General features: G+C 67.4%; 22 protein-coding genes. 16 read left to right on the forward strand and 6 right to left on the reverse strand.

Annotated features, from left to right (window positions below):
• The first annotated feature begins 156 nt into the window (after window positions 1-156).
• From ARC63_RS14775 to ARC63_RS14790, 4 genes are read left to right on the forward strand one after another with little or no spacing between them, the layout of a single operon-like run.
• Window positions 157-738: a nitroreductase family protein gene (locus ARC63_RS14775; protein ID WP_010481787.1), complete on the forward strand. Its 582-nt coding sequence runs from the start codon at window positions 157-159 to the stop codon at window positions 736-738.
• On the forward strand, window positions 735-1,670 hold the full coding sequence (locus ARC63_RS14780) for a 5'-3' exonuclease (RefSeq protein WP_019338109.1): 936 nt from the start codon (window positions 735-737) through the stop codon (window positions 1,668-1,670). The genes ARC63_RS14775 and ARC63_RS14780 overlap by 4 nt, the downstream gene beginning before the upstream one ends.
• On the forward strand, window positions 1,667-2,221 hold the full coding sequence (locus ARC63_RS14785) for an NUDIX hydrolase (protein WP_057503657.1): 555 nt from the start codon (window positions 1,667-1,669) through the stop codon (window positions 2,219-2,221). Before ARC63_RS14780 ends, ARC63_RS14785 begins: the two co-directional genes overlap by 4 nt.
• The gene (locus tag ARC63_RS14790; RefSeq protein ID WP_010481793.1) at window positions 2,214-3,011 is read left to right on the forward strand and encodes an N-formylglutamate amidohydrolase; all 798 of its coding nucleotides are present in this window, start codon (window positions 2,214-2,216) and stop codon (window positions 3,009-3,011) included. The genes ARC63_RS14785 and ARC63_RS14790 overlap by 8 nt, the downstream gene beginning before the upstream one ends.
• A 96-nt stretch (window positions 3,012-3,107) precedes the next feature.
• On the opposite strand, the gene ARC63_RS14795 is transcribed toward ARC63_RS14790, so the two are convergent.
• Both ARC63_RS14795 and ARC63_RS14800 read right to left on the reverse strand, forming a co-directional pair.
• Complete coding sequence (locus ARC63_RS14795) at window positions 3,108-3,779, reverse strand: DUF7716 domain-containing protein (RefSeq protein WP_057503658.1); 672 nt, start codon at window positions 3,777-3,779, stop codon at window positions 3,108-3,110.
• Window positions 3,776-5,194 carry an MFS transporter gene (locus tag ARC63_RS14800; RefSeq protein WP_057503659.1) on the reverse strand — a complete coding sequence of 473 codons (1,419 nt, stop codon included), beginning with the start codon at window positions 5,192-5,194 and terminating at the stop codon, window positions 3,776-3,778. The genes ARC63_RS14795 and ARC63_RS14800 overlap by 4 nt, the downstream gene beginning before the upstream one ends.
• Before the next feature lie 106 nt (window positions 5,195-5,300).
• On the opposite strand from ARC63_RS14800, the gene ARC63_RS14805 reads away from it, so the two are divergent.
• Window positions 5,301-6,185 carry a LysR family transcriptional regulator gene (locus ARC63_RS14805; protein ID WP_019337039.1) on the forward strand — a complete coding sequence of 295 codons (885 nt, stop codon included), beginning with the start codon at window positions 5,301-5,303 and terminating at the stop codon, window positions 6,183-6,185.
• A 71-nt stretch (window positions 6,186-6,256) separates the two neighbouring features.
• Here the strand turns inward: ARC63_RS14805 and pip are convergent, their stop codons facing one another.
• Together pip and prmC are read right to left on the reverse strand one after the other, a co-directional pair.
• Complete coding sequence (pip, locus tag ARC63_RS14810; RefSeq protein ID WP_049453817.1) at window positions 6,257-7,198, reverse strand: prolyl aminopeptidase; 942 nt, start codon at window positions 7,196-7,198, stop codon at window positions 6,257-6,259.
• Window positions 7,199-7,246: 48 nt separating this feature from the next.
• A complete protein-coding gene (prmC, locus tag ARC63_RS14815; protein WP_057503660.1) occupies window positions 7,247-8,104 on the reverse strand; it encodes a peptide chain release factor N(5)-glutamine methyltransferase in 858 nt (285 codons plus the stop codon).
• Window positions 8,105-8,457: 353 nt separating this feature from the next.
• Between prmC and ahpC the strand changes: the two genes are divergently transcribed.
• From ahpC to ARC63_RS14840, 5 genes are all read left to right on the forward strand, one after another.
• A complete protein-coding gene (ahpC, locus tag ARC63_RS14820; protein ID WP_005408159.1) occupies window positions 8,458-9,021 on the forward strand; it encodes an alkyl hydroperoxide reductase subunit C in 564 nt (187 codons plus the stop codon).
• 225 nt (window positions 9,022-9,246) lie between these two features.
• The gene (gene ahpF / locus ARC63_RS14825) at window positions 9,247-10,839 is read left to right on the forward strand and encodes an alkyl hydroperoxide reductase subunit F (protein ID WP_057503661.1); all 1,593 of its coding nucleotides are present in this window, start codon (window positions 9,247-9,249) and stop codon (window positions 10,837-10,839) included.
• Window positions 10,840-10,924: 85 nt separating this feature from the next.
• Window positions 10,925-11,887: a LysR substrate-binding domain-containing protein gene (locus ARC63_RS14830; protein ID WP_010481807.1), complete on the forward strand. Its 963-nt coding sequence runs from the start codon at window positions 10,925-10,927 to the stop codon at window positions 11,885-11,887.
• A 123-nt stretch (window positions 11,888-12,010) separates the two neighbouring features.
• Window positions 12,011-12,415 (forward strand): nucleoside diphosphate kinase regulator, encoded by a 405-nt coding sequence (gene rnk / locus ARC63_RS14835; protein ID WP_005408156.1) that lies wholly within the window; start codon window positions 12,011-12,013, stop codon window positions 12,413-12,415.
• A gap of 50 nt (window positions 12,416-12,465) precedes the next feature.
• A complete protein-coding gene (locus ARC63_RS14840) occupies window positions 12,466-13,422 on the forward strand; it encodes a transaldolase (RefSeq protein ID WP_057503662.1) in 957 nt (318 codons plus the stop codon).
• A 646-nt stretch (window positions 13,423-14,068) separates the two neighbouring features.
• On the opposite strand, the gene msrA is transcribed toward ARC63_RS14840, so the two are convergent.
• Window positions 14,069-14,734, reverse strand: coding sequence for a peptide-methionine (S)-S-oxide reductase MsrA (gene msrA, locus ARC63_RS14845; RefSeq protein ID WP_057503672.1), 666 nt, complete (start codon window positions 14,732-14,734; stop codon window positions 14,069-14,071).
• A gap of 30 nt (window positions 14,735-14,764) precedes the next feature.
• Window positions 14,765-15,028: a putative signal transducing protein gene (locus ARC63_RS14850; RefSeq protein WP_010481810.1), complete on the reverse strand. Its 264-nt coding sequence runs from the start codon at window positions 15,026-15,028 to the stop codon at window positions 14,765-14,767.
• Between the two features lie 154 nt (window positions 15,029-15,182).
• Here ARC63_RS14850 and ARC63_RS14855 point away from each other — a divergent pair, with 154 nt between their 5' ends.
• The 6 genes from ARC63_RS14855 (at window position 15,183) to ARC63_RS14880 (ending at window position 20,556) form a co-directional block, all read left to right on the forward strand.
• A complete protein-coding gene (locus ARC63_RS14855) occupies window positions 15,183-16,931 on the forward strand; it encodes a glutamine--tRNA ligase/YqeY domain fusion protein (RefSeq protein WP_019337032.1) in 1,749 nt (582 codons plus the stop codon).
• Between the two features lie 43 nt (window positions 16,932-16,974).
• A complete protein-coding gene (locus tag ARC63_RS14860) occupies window positions 16,975-17,628 on the forward strand; it encodes a membrane protein (RefSeq protein WP_010481813.1) in 654 nt (217 codons plus the stop codon).
• Window positions 17,629-17,678: 50 nt separating this feature from the next.
• Window positions 17,679-18,401, forward strand: a complete 723-nt coding sequence (locus ARC63_RS14865; RefSeq protein WP_057503663.1) for a DUF6348 family protein — start codon at window positions 17,679-17,681, stop codon at window positions 18,399-18,401.
• A 98-nt stretch (window positions 18,402-18,499) separates the two neighbouring features.
• Window positions 18,500-19,060: a nucleoside deaminase gene (locus tag ARC63_RS14870; protein WP_004154307.1), complete on the forward strand. Its 561-nt coding sequence runs from the start codon at window positions 18,500-18,502 to the stop codon at window positions 19,058-19,060.
• The gene (gene rlmM / locus ARC63_RS14875; protein ID WP_057503673.1) at window positions 19,044-20,111 is read left to right on the forward strand and encodes a 23S rRNA (cytidine(2498)-2'-O)-methyltransferase RlmM; all 1,068 of its coding nucleotides are present in this window, start codon (window positions 19,044-19,046) and stop codon (window positions 20,109-20,111) included. The genes ARC63_RS14870 and rlmM overlap by 17 nt, the downstream gene beginning before the upstream one ends.
• A gap of 49 nt (window positions 20,112-20,160) precedes the next feature.
• A complete protein-coding gene (locus ARC63_RS14880) occupies window positions 20,161-20,556 on the forward strand; it encodes an EF-hand domain-containing protein (RefSeq protein WP_057503664.1) in 396 nt (131 codons plus the stop codon).
• Window positions 20,557-20,645: the final 89 nt, after the last annotated feature.

Consider the following 20,645-nt stretch of genomic DNA (forward strand, 5'->3'; position numbering starts at 1 on the left):
TGCGAGGCCCACGAGGCGAGAGGAAGCGGTCGTCCCATTCCCGCCAGTGGCATGATGTTCATCACAGTTTGATATCCAGGGGCGAGACGCGACACAGACGGCGTCATTGACCACCCCGACTATAATCAAACACCCGTGATGACCGGTTCAGACTCCATGCCCGACCCCGCTGCCCTGCTTGCCCTGGATGCCCGCCGCTCGGTGCCCTCGCGGCAACTGGGCGAGCCCGGACCGGATCCGGCCACCCTGCAGCGCATGCTGGCTTCGGCCGTGCGCGTGCCGGACCACGGCAAGCGCGTACCGTTCCGCTTCCTGAAAATCGCCGGCGATGCACGTCACACTCTGGGCGACTTCCTGGCCGAGCGCAGCCGCCAGCGCGACCCGCATGCCGGTGAGGCGGTATTCGAAAAGGACCGCCAGCGTTTCAGCCATGCGCCGCTGGTGATCGTGGTGGTGGCCAGTCCGCGCCCGGACCCGAAAGTGCCCGAACAGGAACAGCTGATGACTGCCGGCTGCGTCTGCTTCGCCCTGCTGCAGGCCGCGCAGGCGCTGGGCTTCGGTGCGCAGTGGCTGACCGCATGGATGGCCTTCGACCCGGCCGTGCAGGCCTATCTGGGGCTGTCCGAGGGCGAAGGCATCGCCGGTTTCATCCATATCGGCACGCCGAAGGCCGCCGTCCCCGAACGCGAGCGCCCCGATCCGGCGGCCCTGCTGCGTGACTGGACGCCGCCGGCATGAGCCTGCCGGCAGCGCCGCCCTCGCTGTACCTGGTCGACGCCAGCATCTACGTGTTCCGCGCCTGGCACTCGCTGCCGGACCAGTTCCAGGACGCGCAGGGCTGGCCGACCAACGCGGTGCACGGCTTCGCCCGCTTCCTGCTGGACCTGCTCGAGCGCGAGCGCCCGCGGCACATCGCCATCGCCTTCGACGAAGCACTGGACAGTGGCTTCCGCCACCGCCTGTATCCGGCCTACAAGGCCAACCGCGACCCGGCGCCGGAGGCGCTCAAGCGCCAGTTCGTGCACTGCAAGGCGCTGTGCGCGGCGTTGGGCCTTGCAGTGCTGGCCCACCACGAATACGAGGCCGATGACCTGATCGGCAGCGCGCTGCACGTCCACCGTGGCAGCCACCGCGGGGTGATCATTTCCGCCGACAAGGACCTCTCGCAGCTGCTGCTGGATCACGACGAGCAGTGGGACTACGCACGCAACCAGCGCTGGGACGTGGCCGGGGTGAAGGCACGGCACGGCGTGCACGCTCACCAGATTGCCGACTACCTGGCACTGTGCGGCGATGCGGTGGACAACATTCCCGGCGTCAGTGGTGTCGGCAGCAAGTCCGCCGCCGTGCTGCTGGCCCATTTCGGCAGCATGGATGCGCTGTACGAACGCCTGGACGAAGTGCCGTTCCTGCGCCTGCGCGGTGCCGCGCAGATGGCCGTGCGCCTGCGCGAGCAGCGCGAGCACGCCCTGCTCTGGCGCCAGCTGACCACCATCGCGCTGGACGCACCTCTGGAAGGCAGCCAGCCCGGCCTGCTGCGCCAGGCGGCCGACCCGGAGCTGCTCGGCGGCCTGTGCCAGGCCCTGCGCTTCGGCCCGATGACCCGCCGTCGGCTGTTCGATGCCGCCGGCGTACCCGACATTCTTCCCACCCACAGCGAGCCCGCATGAGCCAGCGCAACACCGAAGCCCCGCGTGTCGTCTATGAAGGCAAGTACCAGCGCATGCTGGTGCGAGGCACCTGGGAGTACAGCGAACGCACCCATGCCGGCGGCCTGGCAGCGATCATCATCGCCGTCACCCCCGAGGACAACGTGCTGTTCGTCGAGCAGTTCCGCGTGCCGCTGCAGGCCCCCACCATCGAGATGCCGGCCGGCCTGGTCGGCGACATCCACGCGGGCGAATCAATCGAAGTTTCGGCCGTTCGCGAGCTGGAAGAAGAAACCGGCTGGACCGCCGACCACGCCGAAGTGCTGATGATCGGCCCGACATCTTCCGGCGCCAGCAGCGAGAAGATCGCCTTCGTGCGCGCTACCGGCCTGCGCCGGATCGGCGAAGGCGGCGGCGATGACAGCGAGGACATCACCGTGCACGAGATTCCGCGCAGTGAGGCTGCGGCCTGGCTGGTACAGAAGATGGGCGAAGGCTACGAGCTGGATGCCAAGCTCTGGGCCGGGCTGTGGATGATCGAGCACCACCTGGACGGACGCCCGCGTGGCTGACGCCGACCTGCATGCGCTGCCGGCGCTGCTGGGCGCCGACGACCCGGCGATCTACACCCTCCACCGGCCGCAGGGCGCCTCACCGTACCTGCTGCTGGCCGACCACGCCGGCCAGCAGGTGCCGCGAGCATTGGAAGGCCTTGGCCTGGCGCAGGCCGAGCTGGACCGCCATATCGGCTGGGACATCGGCATTGCCGGCACCACCCGCGCACTGGCCGAACGGCTGGACGCCTGGGCGATCGAACAGACCTATTCGCGCCTGCTGATCGACTGCAACCGTCCGCTGGCCTCGCCGACGCTGATTCCGGAAGTGAGCGACCACACCGTGGTGCCGGGCAATGCCGGGTTGTCGGCGGCGCAGCGGCAGCAGCGTATCGATGCGATCCATGCGCCCTACCATGCGCGCATCGACGCCGAGCTTGATGCACGCCGTGATGCCGGCCGCCCCACGCTGCTGGTGATGATGCACAGCTTCACCCCGGCGATGAACGGCGCGCAGCGGCCGTGGCATGCTGGCGTGCTGTACCACCAGGACACGCGCTTTGCCCATGCCCTGCTGCAGGCACTACGCGACGAAGGCGACCTGGTGGTGGGTGACAACGAACCGTATTCGGTCAGCAGTACCAGTGACTATGCGGTGCCGGTGCATGGCGAAGGCCGTGGCCTGGTGCACGTGGAGCTGGAGATCCGCCAGGACCTGATTGCCGACGTGGCCGGGCAGCAGGCGTGGGCGGAGCGGCTGGCGCGGATCTTCAGCGCATTGCAGCCGCAGTTGCTGGCGTTCGGTTGAACGTCATCCACCCGACCGAAGCTCGGTAGCGCCGGGCCACGCCCGGCGAGCCGCATCGCGGCGGCGCAACGGAATGCCGCCGGGCATGGCCCGGCGCTACCGCAGCGTAGGCGCGTCCATCCACGGGAACGGTTTGAAACCCTGAACCTGCAGCGTTGCGCCGACGGCGGTGAAATCATCCTTGAACGCCTGCGCGCGGCGACGATCCAGCGCTTTACCCAGCACCAGCGGCAACGCGCGGCAGCACGCCAACGCCTCGCCCACCGGAATCTCCAGCAGGCGCGCCACGCGCTGGGCTGCGGCTTTGATCTGCTCCTCCGGGCACGCTCTCAGCGTCAGATCGAAGGACGCGAAGATGCCTGTGCCCACACCCGCCGCGCGCGCAGCCACCTGTTCCGCAGCTTCCGCTTCGGCCAGGGCCTCGTCGATACCCTCGACCTGCTGGAACGCGTCGTACTCGGCGTAGTACGCCAGCGCCTGTGCGTAGTCCTGCAGCGACGACAGCGGGCGTTGCCGCTTCTGCACATCCAGCACGTCGGCAAACGTCGCCGGTTCCAGATACGGGAACAGCCCCATCGCTGCCGAAGCGGCCGATCGCTCGCCATCGTCATCCAGCGCTTCATCACTGGATGACGGCAACCACAGCCGTGCCGACAGCAGGTCCTCGTCGCTGGCCATCACCCAGCCGAAGGCGTTCCACACCTCATCATCATCGTTGCAGGCGGCGAAGGCATGCAGGGTCTGTCGCAGGTCCAGCAGTTCGATCATGCGTCGGTGCTCAGGCAGGCGGTCGCTGCCGAGTCTACCGGCGCCGGGCGCAGGCCCAGCGCGATCACCACGCCGAGCGCGGCGAACAGCGCGGCGCCGTACTGTGCATTGACCATGCCCTGCAGGGCATCGGGACTGGTTGCTGCCTGCGTGCCGCGCGCGGCGTTGGCGATCATCACCAGTACCGCCAATCCCAAGGCGCCGCCGATCTGCTGGGCGGTGGCCGCCATGCCGGACGCGACACCTTGCTGCGGTCCCGGCACCCCCTGCCCGGCCACGATCCACATCGCCGTCCAGCTCATGCCCTGGCCGATGCTGAGCACCACGATGCCCGGCAGCAGCGGCCAGTAGCCGGCGCCATGCGGCATTGCCAGCGCCACCGCGGCGATGCCGATGGCACCGGCGGCGAAGCCCCGGGCCAGCACCTGCCGTGGCGAACGGCGCCGCAGCATGCGTTCGGCAATACGGATGCCGAAGGTGCACACCAGCGTCGGCAGCAGGAACGCCATGCCAGCCTGCAGCGGGCTCCAGCCATAGCCATCCTGGAAGTACAGCGCCAGGAAGTAGTACTGCACGCCGTAGCTGCTCATGAAGGCAAAGGTCAGGCCCAGTGCCGCGCGCAGGCCGGGCAGGCGCAGCAGCGAAAACTGCATCAGCGGATCACGGCTGCGCTTCTCGATCTGCACGAACACGGTCAGCAGTACCGCTGAAAGCAGCAGGCAGATGAGCGTGGCCGGCGCCGTCCAGCCCCACTCCGGCCCTTGCACCAGGGTGGTAACCAGCAGGCTGCCGCCGGCGGTGACGGTGAGGCAGCCGGCCAGGTCGAACGAGCGCCCCTGCACTCGGGGACCATCGGCCGGCAGCCACGCACCGGCGGCGACGGCGCAGGCGGTGGCCAACGGCACGATCACCGCCAGCACCGCCGGCCAGCCGAATGCCTGGGTCAATACGCCACCCAGAAGCGTGCCCAGCGCCAGGCCGACAGCGCTGGCCATGCTCCAGATCGCCAGCGCGCGGTTGCGCACCGGGCCTTCGGCGTACAGCGTGTTGATCAATGCCAGCGTAGCCGGGAACAGCAGCGCCGCACCGACGCCCTGTGCGGCACGCGCGATGATCAGCAGGGTCGCATTCGGCGCCAGCGCACCAAGCAGCGAGGCCAGTGCGAACAGCAGCATGCCCAGCCGGTAGAAACGGCGGCGGCCGACCAGGTCGGCGGCACGGCCCCCCAGCAGCAGGCTGCCGCCGAAGGCGACGGTGTAGGCACTGACCACCCATTGCAGCTGCTGCGCATTGATCTGCAGCGCGCGGCCCATGTCGTGCAGGGCGACGAAGATGATGGTGGCGTCCAGGGCGATGATCAGCTGCGCGGCGGCCAGCAGGGTCAGCGCCCAGCGCGGGTATTTGAGGGGAGGCATCGGCGGGTTGGAGCGGTGGGGGGAGCGCAGTCTCATTGATGCGGGCAACTCAATAAACCCCCTGCCGCCCATATCTGTCATGATTTTCAGCATGAATGCAGCCTCGATGGACCTCAATGCGGTGCGCATGCTGGTGCAGGTCGCCGAAGCACGCAGCTTCACGGTGGCCGCCGGCCAGCTCGGCCTGAGCCAGTCCGGCCTGTCCCGCGCGATCGGCCGGCTGGAGGCCACGCTGGGGGTGAAGCTGCTGCAGCGGAACACCCGCAACGTGGCGCTGACCCCGGATGGCCGCCAGTTCGTGGAACAGGTGGCCCCTCTGCTGGCCGGCCTGGACGATGCCGAGCGGCAACTGGCCGACCGCCCGTGCACGCCCTCGGGCACGTTGAAGATCAGTGCGCCGTCGATGTTCGGGCGCAAGGTGCTGGTGCCGATGCTGGCGCCGTTGCTGCAACAGCATCCGCAGCTGCAGGTGGAAGCCGTGCTCAGCGACCGCCTGGTCGATCTGGTTGAAGAAGGTTTCGATGCCGCGCTGCGCACCGGCGTCATCGCCGACCAGCGCATCGTCGCGCGGCCCTTGCGGCCGCTGCGCTGGGTGACGGTGGCCAGCCCCGCCTATCTGGCCCGCTGTGGCGCACCGGGCGATGTAGCCTCGCTGCAGGATCACGCCTGCCTGGCGGTGCGCAACCTGCGCAGTGGCCGGCTGGTGGACTGGCAGTTCCTGCAGGACGGGCAACTGCGTGAGGTCACACCACCGACGCGGATGGTGTTCGACAGCGGCGATCCGCTGGTGGAAGCGGCCATCGCCGGTATCGGCATCGTGCAGGTGATGGATTTCGCGGTGGCCGATGCGTTGGCCGACGGCCGCCTACAGCGCGTGCTGCAGCCCTTCGAGGGCCGCAGCCGCGAACTGTCGTTGATCTACCCGCCGTCGCGCCAGCATTCGCCGAAGCTGCAGGTGCTGGCCGACGCGTTGCTGGCGGGGGATTGGTAGCGCCGGCCGCTGGCCGGCGTCTGCGCGATCCAACCCTTTCCCGGTTGCCGGCCAGCGGCCGGCACTACCGATCAGGCAAAGCTATCGGTGGCGCGTACCAGCGCATCCACGTTCTCGGCCTCGAACGCCGAATGACCCGAGGCCGGGGTGATTTCCAGCTTCGCCTTCGGCCACACCTTGGTCAGGTCCCAGGCGTTGGCCAGCGGGCAGACCACGTCGTAGCGGCCGTGCACGATCACGCCCGGAATATCGGCGATGCGGTGCGCGTCGCGCAGCAGCTGGTCTTCCACTTCGAAGAAGCCGCCGTTGACGAAGTAGTGGTTCTCGATGCGGGCGAACGCCAGCGCGAAGTGCGGGTCTTCATGGCTGTTGATGAAGTCGTCATCGACGTGCAGGAAACTGGTCGCGCCTTCCCACACCGCCCACGCCTTGGCCGCTTCCAGGCGGGTGGTTTCGTTTTCGCTGGTCAGGCGGCGGTGGAAGGCCGAGATCAGGTCATGACGTTCCACCGGCGGAATCGGCTTGAGGTAATGCTCCCACGCATCCGGGAACAGGCGGTTGGCGCCTTCCTGGTAGAACCATTCCAGCTCCCAGCGACGCAGCATGAAGATGCCACGCAGGACCAGTTCGGTCACGCGCTGCGGGTGGGTTTCGGCATAGGCCAGGGCCAGGGTCGAACCCCAGCTGCCACCGAACACCTGCCAGCGATCGACCTTGAGGTGTTCGCGCAGCTTCTCGATATCGGCAACGAGGTCCCAGGTGGTGTTGTCCACCAGGTCCGCGTGCGGGGTGGAACGGCCGGCACCGCGCTGGTCAAACAGGATGATGCGGTACTTGGACGGGTCGTGGAACTGGCGCATCTTGTCGCTGCAGCCGCCGCCCGGGCCACCGTGCAGCATCACCACCGGCTTGCCATCCGGGTTGCCGCACTGTTCGAAGTACAGGGTGTGGCGATCGTCGACCTTCAGGGTGCCGACGTCGTAGGGGGTGATGGCGGGGTACAGCGTACGCATGCGTGCAGCTCCAGGGTGATGCCCTGCCGGGGCAGGAGAACCTCCATTCTAGGCCGGACGCCGGCCCAGGGTGATGCGGTCGCGCTGCTCCAGGTCCTGCACGGTCTGCACCTCGGTAAAACGCGCCGCGTCGAACAGCGCGCGGATCGCCTCGCCCTGGTCCCAACCGTGCTCGATCAGCAGCCAACCATCAGGCAGCAGGTGGGCCTGGCCACCGTCGACGATGCGGCGGATGTCATCCAGGCCATCCGGACCCGAGGCCAGCGCGGTGGCCGGTTCGAAGCGCAGGTCACCCTGTTCCAGGTGCGGGTCGTCGCTGGCGATGTACGGTGGGTTGCTGGCAATCAGGTCGAAACGCGCGCCCTGCAGCGGCGCATACCAGTCGTGCCCGCCCTCGGCGAAGCGCACGTTGCGCAGTTCATGGCGCGCGGCGTTGCGCTTGGCCACGGCCAGCGCGCCCGGGCTGGCATCGGTGGCCAGCACCTGCGCCTGCGGCCGCTCGCTGGCCAGCGCCAAGGCGATCGCACCGCTGCCGGTGCCGAGGTCGGCCACCTGCAGGTCGCGATCGGCCGGCAGGCGCTCGAGCGCCAGTTCCACCAGCAGCTCGGTTTCCGGGCGCGGAATCAGCGTGGCCGGGTCGACCTCCAGGTCCAGCGTCCAGAAACCGCGGCGGCCGGTCAGGTAGGCCACCGGCTCACCGGCCACGCGGCGGGCCAGCAGTGCTTCGAAGGTGGCCTGATCGGTGGACGGCAGCGGGTCGGTGGCGTGCGCGAACAACCAGCTGCGCGGGCGCTCCAGTACGTGCAGCAGCAGCAGTTCGGCCTCGTGGCGGGCGTCGATGCCGCCCAGGCGGGCGCTGGCCTCGGCCACGATCTGGCGCAGGGTGGGTTCGGTTTGGGAAGACATGCCTCAATTGTAGAGCCGAGCCCATGCTCGGCTGCTTCTGGGACAGCCGAGCGTGGGCTCGGCTCTACAGATCCGCAACCGAGCGTAGGCTCGGCTCTACAACAGCGGAATCCGTTCAGGTTCTGGCGAACGGAATAAGGACGGGCTATCGGCCGCATTCACCTGCCGGGAAAGATTTTCCTTGTCATACAGGCAGTTGCAGGATGGGAGCAGCAAGGTTCAGTGCCGGCTCATGGCCATTTGATAGACTCCATCTATCGAATAGATGCAATCAATGGATTGTTCTTATCGCCAGCGAGTCGGTAACCTAGCTCCTGTCGATTCACCCACTCCCCTTCACCAGAGGAAAAACGATGTCCCTGATCAACACCCAGATCCAGCCGTTCGAAGCCAACGCTTACCACAATGGCGAGTTCATCAAGGTTTCCGACGCCAGCCTGAAGGGCCAGTGGTCCGTCCTGATCTTCATGCCGGCCGCCTTCACCTTCAACTGCCCGACCGAGATCGAGGACGCGGCTGACCATTACGCCGAGTTCAAGAAGGCCGGCGCCGAGGTCTACATCGTCACCACCGACACCCACTTCTCGCACAAGGTGTGGCACGAAACCTCGCCGGCCGTCGGCAAGGCCCAGTTCCCGCTGGTCGGCGACCCGACCCACCAGCTCACCAATGCCTTCGGCGTGCACATTCCGGAAGAAGGCCTGGCCCTGCGCGGCACCTTCATCATCAACCCGGAAGGCGTGATCAAGACCCTGGAGATCCACTCCAACGAGATCGCCCGTGACGTGTCCGAGACCCTGCGCAAGCTGAAGGCTGCCCAGTTCACCGCCGCCAACCCGAACCAGGTCTGCCCGGCCAAGTGGAAGGAAGGCGAGAAGACCCTGACCCCGTCGCTGGACCTGGTCGGCAAGATCTAACGCAGTACCGGCCTGCCGTGGCCCCACGCCACGGCGCGCCTTTCATCCCCGTGCCGGTCCCCCCGCCGGCGTGGGGGTGAACCCAAGACAGCCAACGCGCGCCAGCCTTGGCCAGCCAGCCCCTTCCACGGTCGCTGTCTTGGGTTCACCCCTACCCCCTGCTGGTCCGCTACCTTCTACAGCGGTGCCACGCCCCCTGTTTGCCTGAAGCCAGGAGATGACCCGATGTTGGACGCCAACCTGCAGTCGCAGCTGAAGACCTATCTGGAGCGCGTGACCCGCCCGATCCAGATCACCGCGCACGCCGACGACGGCGCCAAGTCGCAGGAAATGCTGGAACTGCTGCAGACCCTGGAAAGCCTGTCGGACAAGATCTCGCTGCAGGTGCTGCGTGACGGCCAGGGCCGCGTGCCCTCGTTCGACCTGGGCACGCCGGGCCAGGATATCCACCTGACCTTCGCCGGCCTGCCGATGGGCCACGAGTTCACCTCGCTGGTGCTGGCCCTGCTGCAGGTGGGCGGCCACCCGTCCAAGGCCACCGCCGAGCTGATCGAGCAGGTGCAGAACCTGGAAGGCGAGTACCGGTTCGAAACCTACTTCTCGCTGTCCTGCCAGAACTGCCCGGACGTGGTGCAGGCGCTGAACCTGGCGGCGGTGCTCAACCCGCGCATCCAGCACGTGGCCATCGACGGTGCCCTGTTCCAGGACGAAGTCGAGAAGCGCGAGATCATGTCGGTGCCGACCGTTTACCTCAACGGTGAAGTGTTCGACCAGGGCCGCATGACCCTCGAGCAGATCGTGGCCAAGCTGGACACCAATGCCAGCAAGCGCGATGCCGAGAAGATCGCCGCCAAGGACGCCTTCGACGTGCTGGTGGTGGGCGGAGGCCCGGCTGGTGCGGCAGCAGCGATCTACGCCGCACGCAAGGGCATCCGCACCGGCATCGCCGCCGAGCGTTTCGGTGGCCAGGTGCTGGACACCATGGCGATCGAGAACTTCATTTCGGTGAAGGAGACCGAAGGCCCGAAGCTGGCCACGGCGCTGGAACAGCACGTGCGCGAGTACGAGGTGGACATCATGAACCTGCAGCGCGCCAGCGCGCTGGTGCCGGCCGGTGATGACGGCCTGGTGCAGGTGCAGCTGGAGAACGGCGCGGTGCTGAAGTCGCGTTCGGTGATCCTGTCCACCGGCGCACGCTGGCGGCAGATGAACGTGCCGGGCGAGGACCAGTACCGCAACAAGGGCGTGGCCTACTGCCCGCACTGCGATGGCCCGCTGTTCAAGGGCAAGCGCGTGGCGGTGATCGGCGGCGGCAACTCCGGCGTGGAAGCGGCCATCGACCTGGCCGGCATCGTGTCGCATGTGACCCTGCTGGAATTCGATTCCAGCCTGCGCGCCGATGAAGTACTGCAGAAGAAGCTGCGCAGCCTGGCCAACGTCACCGTGCTGACCAGCGCACAGACCACCGAGGTGCTGGGCGACGGCAGCCGTGTCACCGGCCTGGTCTACAAGGACCGCGTCGGCGGCGACGCCCACCGCGTCGAGCTGGAAGGCATCTTCGTGCAGATCGGCCTGCTGCCCAACACCGAGTGGCTGAAGGACACCGTGGCGCTGTCGCCGCGTGGCGAGGTCGTCATCGACGACCGCGGCCAGACCAACCTGCCGGGTGTGTTCGCTGCTGGCGATTGCACGACGGTACCCTACAAGCAGATCATCATCGCCATGGGCGCCGGTTCGACCGCCGCACTGAGCGCGTTCGACCACCTGATCCGCTCGTCGGTGAGCAGCAGCAGCGGTGCCGTTGCTGAAGCTGCCTGATCCACCGTTCCCAGATCACCGGGAACATTGTCTGCCTGTCGGGTAACCACGCCGTCAGCCGGTCCGTTACCCCTGGGGTGTAAGGATGAACCTACGTGATCTGAAGTACCTGGTAGCCCTGGCCGACCACAAGCATTTCGGCCGGGCTGCCGCCTCCTGCTTCGTCAGCCAGCCAACGCTGTCCACGCAGATCCGCAAGCTGGAAGAAGAGCTGGGCCTGCCGCTGGTGGAACGCGCACCGCGCAAGGTGATGCTGACCCCGGCCGGCCAGGAGGCTGCCGCGCGGGCGCGGGTGATCGTGTCCGAAGTGGAACAGCTGAAGGAAGCGGCGCGACGCAGCCGCGACCCGGAAGCCGGTACGGTGCGCCTGGGGATCTTCCCGACCCTGGGCCCGTACCTGCTGCCGCATGTGATCCCGCGCATCCGCGATCGCTTCCCGGAGCTGGAACTGCTGCTGGTCGAGGAAAAGAGCGATGTGCTGCTCGACCGCCTGCGCGAAGGCAAACTCGATGCTGCGCTGCTGGCCCTGCCGGTGATCGACGACCAGCTGCACGCCGAGTTCCTGTTCGAAGAACCGTTCCTGCTGGCTGTTTCCGGGCGCCACCCGCTGGCCCGCCGCGAACACCTGGACGTGCAGGAACTGGCCACGCAGAAGCTGCTGCTGCTGGAAGACGGGCATTGCCTGCGCGACCAGGCACTGGAAGTCTGCCGCCTGTTCGGCGCCAACGAGAAGTCCGAGTTCCGCGCCACCAGCCTGGAGACGCTGCGGCAGATGGTTGCCGCCGACGTCGGCATCACCCTGCTGCCGAGCCTGTCGGTGCAACCGCCGGTCCCGCGCTCGAACAACATCCGCCTGCTCGATTTCACCGGCGAAGGCCGTCCCAGCCGCCGCATCGCCATGATCTGGCGCCGCAGCTCGGCCATGAACGACTTCCTGATGGAGCTGGCCGACCAGTTCAAGCGCCTGCCGCAGGCGCTGTTCACCCTGGAGGCGGTCAACACCGCCGGCGACACTGCCGCCCTGCCCGGCCCCGCGCTGAACGGCTGAGCCCCCGCAGTACCGGCCTGGAATCGGCAGGAGTCGATTCCGGCCGCATTTGTCCCCACAATACAGACAGGCGGCGCCAGCAGGTGCCGCCTTTTGCATGGCTTTCAACCAAGGAGCTTCACCATGAGTACCGCCAGCGGCCTGCCGCCGTCGATCACCGTTTCCACCTTCGACATGGACCGCCTGGACGCCATGCTCGAATCCCCTGCGCTGAGCCAGACGCCTGCCGCGCTCGCGCTTGCTGAAGAACTCAACCGTGCCACCGTGCTGGCACCGGACCAGATTCCCGAAGGCATCGTCATGATGCATTCGCGCGTGGAGTGCGAAGATGAAGTCTCGGGCGAGAAGCACGTCCTGACCCTGGTCTTCCCCCGCGAAGCCAACGTCGATGAAGGCAAGGTTTCCGTGCTGGCCCCGGTCGGCAGTGCCCTGCTCGGCCTTTCGATCGGCCAGAGCATCGACTGGAACGCGCCCGGCGGCCGCAAGCTGCGCTTGCGCGTGACCGCGGTCCACAACGACCGCCCCTGATTACCGCTGCGCACCGCGCGCGATTCGATCCCCCTGCACCAGGAGCCGTAATGAGTACCCCGTCCAAACTGTCCCAGCTGCGCGAACTGTCCGTGGTCGTTGCCGATACCGGTGACTACGACGCCATCAAGCGCCTGCAGCCGGTGGACTGCACCACCAACCCGACCCTGGTGAAGAAGGCGCTGGACCTGCCGGTCTACGCCGAGCTGATCGAACGCGAACTGGCCTGGGGCCGCCAGCAGAGTGGCGACCGCGAAGCCGTGGTGCATGCCGTGGCCGACCGCCTGACCATCGGCGTCGGCGCGCTGCTGAGCACGCTGGTACCGGGCCGCGTGTCCACCGAAGTGGATGCCGACCAGGCTTACGACACCGCCACCACCGTGGCCAAGGCCCGCCAGTTCATCCAGATGTACGCTGATGCAGGCGTGCCGCGCGAGAAGATCCTGATCAAGATCGCCGCGACCTGGGAAGGCGTGGAAGCCGCGCGCATCCTGCAGGCCGAGGGTATCGACTGCAACCTGACCCTGATCTTCAACCCGACCCAGGCGCTGGCCTGCAGCGAAGCCGGCGCGTTCCTGATCTCGCCGTTCGTCGGCCGCATCCTCGATTGGTACGTGGCCAACGGCCAGACCCCGGCCAGCATCGACGAAGACCCGGGCGTGAAGTTCGTGCGTGGCGTGTATGCCGAATTCAAGCGTCGCGGTTCGTCGACGGTGGTGATGGGTGCCTCGTTCCGTTCGACCGCGCAGATCGAAGCACTGGCCGGCTGCGACCGCCTGACGATTTCGCCGGACCTGCTGGAGAAGCTGGACGCCGACCACGGCGAGCTGCCGCGCAAGCTGGTGGCCGGTGCCGCCGACGGCGTGGCGGTGACCCCGATCGATGCAGCGAAGTTCGCGGCGGATCTGGCGGCCGATCCGATGGCGACCGAGAAGCTGGCAACCGGTATCGAGGCGTTTGCCAAGGATCTGGAAGCACTGCGCGAGCGGATCCGCGCGGCACTGTGATTCCGGCCAACGGCTGAGCCCCTCGTGGCGGGGGGCTTGGTCGCGAAGAGCGGGTCATGTGGTTGGCAGGGTGGGTAGGCCGTGCAGGGGACGCTGCAAGTACGTCCCTGTAAGCTCGGTCGCCGCATCCATGCGGCTCACGCCCCTGCACGGCCTACCCACCCTGCCTTCGACAGTTTCCTGCGGCCGCCCGCCACGGAAGAAGGAAAGAAGAGCAACAGCGGGTCGCGCGCTTCGCTTGCTCGGAGCCGAGCATGGCTCGGCTCTACAAGGGCAATGCAGAACCAAACAAAAAGGACGCGGCGAACGCCGCGTCCTTTTTGTTTTCCATCAGTTCGTCAGTAACCCAATGCTCTTTCCCACCGTCACCGGGAAACTGTCGAAGGGGGGACGGGGGCGGCTGGCAGGACCGTTGGCGCCATGGGCCCGAGGCATGCCTCTGGCGGGTTGGGCAGGACGCCCAACCCCGGTCTTGCCGTGTGCGCAGGACAGCGCACACGAGCAAGGCGCCATCGAGCCCCCATGGATGGGTTTACGGCGTGTCCTGCCAACCCACACCGCCCCACCCAACAAGCAGCAACCCAGAGCCGCTTTGGCTTTGGCTTTCAGCCGTTGACGTTGCCCGCCGCAGGCGGACCACCGCGCGTCAGCGCGGCGCCTCCACATCCAACCCGATCGGGCAGCTCACGCCGGTGCCACCAATCCCGCAGTAACCGTTCGGGTTCTTCGCCAGGTACTGCTGGTGGTAATCCTCGGCGTAGTAATACTCAGGCGCCGGATACACGATCTCGGTGGTGATCGGGCCGTAGCCAGCCGCGTCCAGCTGCGCCTGGTAGGCCTCGCGGCTGGCCAGCGCTGCCTTGTACTGCGACTCGTCGGTGGCGTGGATCGCCGAGCGGTACTGGGTGCCGGTGTCGTTGCCCTGGCGCATGCCCTGGGTCGGGTCGTGGCTCTCCCAGAACAGCTGAAGCAGCCGCTCCAGGCTCACCACCGCCGGGTCGAACACCACCTGCACCACTTCGGTGTGGCCGGTCAGGCCCGAGCAGACCTCTTCATAGGTCGGGTTCGGGGTAATGCCGCCGGCATAGCCGACCGAGGTGCTGTACACGCCCGGTTCGGCCCAGAACTTGCGCTCGGCGCCCCAGAAGCAGCCCAGCGCGAAACGGATCTGCTGCAGGCCGGCGAAACGGTCCTTCAGCGGATGGCTGTTCACGAAGTGCTGGTTGCTGTGCAGCGGCAGCGGTTGGTCACGCCCCGGCAGTGCTTCTTCCGGGCGCGGCAGGCGCTGCTTGAAGGCGCCGATGCCGAGGATGCCCTGGCCAATTCCCAACATGATGCGCTCCTACGCCGGAAGTCCGGCTATGTCGTCTGCATCTGAGATGGGGGCGTCCGGTGCGTGGCCCAAGTCCAGCGCCGCCACGATGTCCTCGGCCTGCGGCCGCGCCGCGTCGGGGATGCCCACCCGCAGCACGCCGAACAGCGGCAGCTCGCCCATGCCACCCAGCAGCGACTCGCCGAACACGAAGGCCGGGATGCCGGCATCTTCCAGCGCGTGCTTGACCAGGTGGGCGTCGAACAGGTTGTCGGCCTTGTACACGATGTGCATGCGGCGGCTCCATGGGACATGGGGTCCAGCATACGCCCGGGGGCTGAATGGTGGTGGTGACGGCGCGTGACCATTCCGCCGGCCAGCCCTACCGGGCAGCCCTGCCCCGTACGCGCTAGACTGTTGGTCTTTCTGCCTTTCTTTTCGCCGACTCATGTCCGAGCACACCCCCGCCAGCCCCGAGACCCCCGCCGACAGCCACGAAAAGCGCGATTTCATCCGCCAGATCGTGCGCGAGGACCTGGCCAGCGGAAAGCACCAGGCGATCAAGACCCGCTTCCCGCCGGAGCCGAACGGCTACCTGCACATCGGCCACGCCAAGTCGATCTGCCTGAACTTCGGCATCGCCGGTGAATTCAGCGGCGTCTGCAACCTGCGTTTCGACGACACCAACCCGGCCAAGGAAGATCCGGAATACGTGGCCGCGATCCAGGACGACGTGCGCTGGCTTGGCTTCAGCTGGAACGAGCTGCGCCACGCCTCGGACTACTTCCAGACTTATTACCTGGCCGCCGAGAAGCTGATCGAACAGGGCAAGGCCTATGTCTGCGACCTGTCGGCCGAGGAAGTGCGCGCTTACCGCGGCACCCTGACCGAGCCGGGCCGCCCGTCGCCGTGGCGCGACCGCAGCGTCGAGGAAAACCTCGACCTGTTCCGCCGCATGCGGGCCGGTGAATTCCCGGATGGCGCGCGTACCCTGCGCGCCAAGATCGACATGGCCAGCGGCAACATCAACCTGCGCGATCCGGCGCTGTACCGCATCAAGCACGTCGAGCACCAGAACACCGGCAACGCGTGGCCGATCTACCCGATGTACGACTTCGCCCATGCGCTGGGTGATTCGATCGAGGGCATCACCCACTCGTTGTGCACGCTGGAATTCGAAGACCACCGCCCGCTGTACGACTGGTGTGTGGACAACGTCGATTTCGCCCATGACGATGCGCTGACCCAACCGCTGGTCGACGCCGGCCTGCCGCGCGAAGCAGCCAAGCCGCGCCAGATCGAGTTCTCGCGCCTGAACATCAACTACACGGTGATGAGCAAGCGCAAGCTGATGGCGCTGGTCACCGAACAGCTGGTGGACGGCTGGGAAGACCCGCGCATGCCGACCCTGCAGGGCCTGCGTCGCCGTGGCTATACCCCTGCGGCGATGCGCCTGTTCGCCGAACGCGTGGGCATCAGCAAGCAGAACTCGCTGATCGACTTCAGCGTGCTGGAAGGCGCGCTGCGCGAAGACCTGGACAGTGCCGCGCCGCGCCGCATGGCGGTGATCGATCCGGTCAAGCTGGTGCTGACCAACCTGCCGGAAGGCCACGAAGAACAGCTGACCTTCAGCAACCACCCGAAGGACGAGAGCTTCGGCAGCCGCGAAGTACCGTTCGCACGCGAAGTGTGGATCGACCGCGAGGACTTCGCCGAAGTACCGCCGAAGGGCTGGAAGCGCCTGGTCCCGGGTGGCGAAGTGCGCCTGCGCGGCGCCGGCATCATCCGCTGCGACGAAGTGATCAAGGATGCCGACGGCACCATCACCGAGCTGCGCGGCTGGCTGGATCCGGAATCGCGTCCGGGCATGGAAGGCGCCAACCGCAAGGTCAAGGGCACCATCCATTGGGTCAGCGCCGTGCACGGTGTGCCGGCCGAGATCCGCCTGTATGACCGCCTGTTCTCGGTGGCCAATCCGGACGACGAATCGGAAGGCAAGACCTACCGCGACTACCTCAACCCGGAATCGCGCCGCACCGTCACCGGCTATGTCGAGCCGGCCGCGGCCAGCGCCGCGCCGGAGCAGTCGTTCCAGTTCGAGCGTACCGGCTACTTCGTGGCCGACCGCCGCGACCACACCGAGGCCAAGCCGGTGTTCAACCGCAGCGTGACCCTGCGCGACACCTGGTCGGCCTGAGGACCTGCGCGGGCGCCGGGAAGGCGCCCGCACGAACCCTACGATGATCACCGCCCTTTCCGCCCTGCTCTGGTTCATCTCGCAGCATCCGCTGCTGACGTTCTTTTCGGCGATGGTGCTGGCCGGGCTGGTCTCGTGGTGGCGGCGCTTTCCGGGCTACGCCATCGTGGTGTTCCCGCTGGCGATGCTCAACATCTTCCTCGGCCACTTTCTCAACGCCGCCTTCCTCAACGTGGTGGGCGAGCGCGGTGAAGCGGTGATCGTGAAGTCCGAGCGGACCAGCTCGACGATGAACGAGCAGTACATCTGGCGCTACGAAGCGGTACTGCGCACTGCCGAAGGCCGCGATGTGGAAGTGGTGTTCCACACCAACACCGCCTCGCTGTGGCCGCTGGAGAACGCGATCCGCATCCCGGCGCCCGACCAGCCATTCGTGGTGAAGTACACGCCGGGTTTCCCGCGCAACTTCGTCATCCTCACCAACGAATCCCCGCACGGCATCGCCCAGGCCCGTGCCACTGCGCGCGAGCGCGTGGAGGTGGCGGCACGCAAGCTGCACTTCAGCCCAGGCAATGCCGGTTTCCGCGCGGACTATCGCCGCGAGCTGGAAACCTGGCTGCGCGACCACGGCAACGATCCGCAGCAGCAGCCCGACGCGCTGCGATATCGCGCCGAACTCGACGCGCTCGACCGCTAGATCCCCAGGCCCTGCCTGGATGTTTCACCCCATCCACCCACAGGCCTGACATGACCACGACCTCCGCCGCCCTCCTCCCGCTGCTGCAGCAGGTCCTGCAGGACGCCGGCATCGCCAGTCGCGTCGACGGCGGCGCGCTGCTGCTGGACAGCGGCCTGCGCCTGACACCGCATGCGATGGCGGCACACGCGCGCGACAACGGCGGGTGGCAGACCTCCACGGTCATCGAGATCGAGCACCCCGTGCTGTTCGCCGATGGCCTGTTCGAGTACCAGCACGCCAACGGTGCCGATGAGCAGGCGTCGCTGCTGTCCGGCTTCCAGACCTGGGTGCGGGTGGATCTGGCGACCCTGCAGACCGCGATCGGCGCCGAAGATGCACAGGGCCTGCCGATGCTGGGCCTGACCTATCCGGCCAGCGACGACGGCGAGGAACACGAACGCACCGTGGTGCTGGGGCCGTTGGCGCACTACCGCGCGCAGGAGGTGGATGCCTCCACCTGCAGCGAGGACGACCACGGTTCCTGCCCCTGCTGTCTGTTCACCAAGAGCATGGACGCCTTCGACGACCTGCTGAAGGCGCGCCAGTTCCTTGCCATCCGCCTGTTCGCCTCGCGCGATGCCGATGGCCTGTGCGAGGCCGATTGCCGGGTCAACGGCCACGACTTCGCCGGCGCCCTTCCCCTGCTGCGCGCCTACGCGGCCAGCTGGCCGCCGGCCGGGCTGGAATTCCGCAAGCAGTACGTGGTGATCCGTACCGGTTCACCGGGCTGATCCGCCGCCACACCCGATACAGGCCGGTGCAGCTACACTGCGCGCCGGTTTCCCAAGCAACCGCACTTTCCTCCATCCCACTACGAGGCACCCCCGCGATGCTGTACGCGCAAGTCCACCTGACCCTTCCCGCCTGGATCCACGACCAGATCGACCTGGATCGTCGATATCCGGGCGATGAAGCCAAGGTCGCGCTGGCGATCGAGCTGTCGCGGCTGAACGTCGAACACGCCAGTGGCGGCCCGTTCGGTGCCGTGGTGTTCGGCCCGGATGACAAGGTCATCGCCGCCGGCGTGAACCGGGTGATGCCGCATGCGACCTCGCTGGCGCACGCCGAGAACATGGCCTACATGCTGGCCCAGCAGCGCCTGCAGACCCCGCGCCTGAACGCGGTGCTGTCGCCGGTCACCCTGGCCACCAGCTCGCAGCCGTGCTGCCAGTGCTACGGCGCCACCGTGTGGGCCGGCATCGACCGCCTGCTGATCGGCGCCAACTCGGCCGACGTCGAGGAACTGACTCCGTTCGACGAAGGCCCGCTGCCGGCGGACTGGGTGGGTGAACTCAACAAGCGCGGCATCGAAGTCGTGCAGGGCTTGAACCGCGACGCTGCGCGCAGCGTGCTGCGTGCCTATGGGGAAAGCGATGGCGCCCGTTACTGAAACCGGCATCGGCCTGCTGTGCCTGTGCCGCCAGGGCTTCGAGCCCGAGCTGGCCGGCGAGCTGCAGTTCCGCGCCGGTGAAGCCGGTTTCGCCGGCTACGCGCGCACCCAGCGCAATAACGGCTACGTGCTGTTCATGTGCGACGAGGCGGCTGCGCTGGCACCGCGCCTGCGCTGGCGCGAGCTGATCTTCGCGCGGCAGAAGCTGGTGGTACTGGCCGAGCTGCCGCAGCTGGACCCGGCTGACCGGATCACCCCGATGCTGGAGGTGCTGGCCGATGCGCCGCGCTTCGGTGACCTGTGGGTGGAGCACCCCGATTCGGACGCCGGCAAGCCGCTGTCCGGGTTGGCCCGTGCCTTCGGCAATGCACTGCGCCCGGCGCTGCGCAAGGCCGGCAAGCTGACCGACAAGCCCAATACGCGCCTGCCGCGCCTGCACGTGGTGTTCGTCGACGGTACCCACGCCTTCGTCTGCGTGGCCGACCCGGCCGACAGCGCGCCGTGGGCGCTGGGCATCCCGCGCCTGAAGCTGCTGCCCGAAGCGCCTTCGCGTTCGGCGCTGAAGCTGGACGAAGCGCTGCTGACCCTGCTGACGCCGGAAGAGCGCGAAGCGCTGGCCAAGCCCGGCATGCGTGCGGCCGACCTGGGCGCCGCACCGGGCGGCTGGACCTGGGTGCTGACCCGCCAGCACATGCACGTACTGAGCATCGACAACGGTCCGCTGCGCCAGCACGTGCTGGACACCGGCCTGGTCGAGCACCTGCGCGCCGATGGCTTCCACTGGCATCCGGAGCAGCCGCTGGACTGGATGGTCTGCGACATGGTCGAGCAGCCGCGGCGCGTGGCCGAACGCATGGCCACCTGGTTCCGCGAAGGCTGGTGCCGGCACGCGATCTTCAACCTGAAGCTGCCGATGAAGAAGCGCTGGGACGAGACCCGGCTGTGCCTGGACTTGTTCCAGGACCAGGCCGGCAGGCCACTGGTGGTACGCGCCAAGCAGCTGTATCACGATCGGGAAGAAATCACGGTGCTGGCCTCGCCGCTGCGCTGAACCCATTGCATCCGCCGGGCATGGCCCGGCGCTACCGGGGAACGGAACCATGCGCTACCACTCGCTCACCCTGCTGATCACTTTGCTGGCAGCCGCACCGGCCACGGCCCAGCACCTGCCGCACACCCCTGCGCAGAGCCAGCCGCTGGGCCCCACCGGCGGCGCGATCCGCCAGCAACCGCTGGATGCTGGCCGGGTCAGCGGCAGCGTCGAGATTGCACGACCAGCTGGCGAGGCACAGGTGACCGTGCGTTCGCTGGAACCGAGCAGCGTGGTCGGCCAGTACCGCATCCACTTCGCCGCGCTGGATGTGAACGGCGATGGTTTCATCAGCCGCGAGGAAGCACAGGCCAACCCGGCGCTGGCCGATGAGTTCAATGCATTGGACGTGAAGCGTCGCGGCAAGCTGGATCGTGCAGACCTGGCCGGTTGGCTGGTCGACTGAAAAAAGGGACGGAGGGGATCAAGTCGTTTGTGGCACAAACGACTTGATCCCCTCCGTCCCCTTTTTTGTTCACTGATGCCGGAAGCGTC

The sequence above is a fragment of the Stenotrophomonas geniculata ATCC 19374 = JCM 13324 genome, assembly GCF_001431625.1.
GTDB lineage: Bacteria > Pseudomonadota > Gammaproteobacteria > Xanthomonadales > Xanthomonadaceae > Stenotrophomonas > Stenotrophomonas geniculata.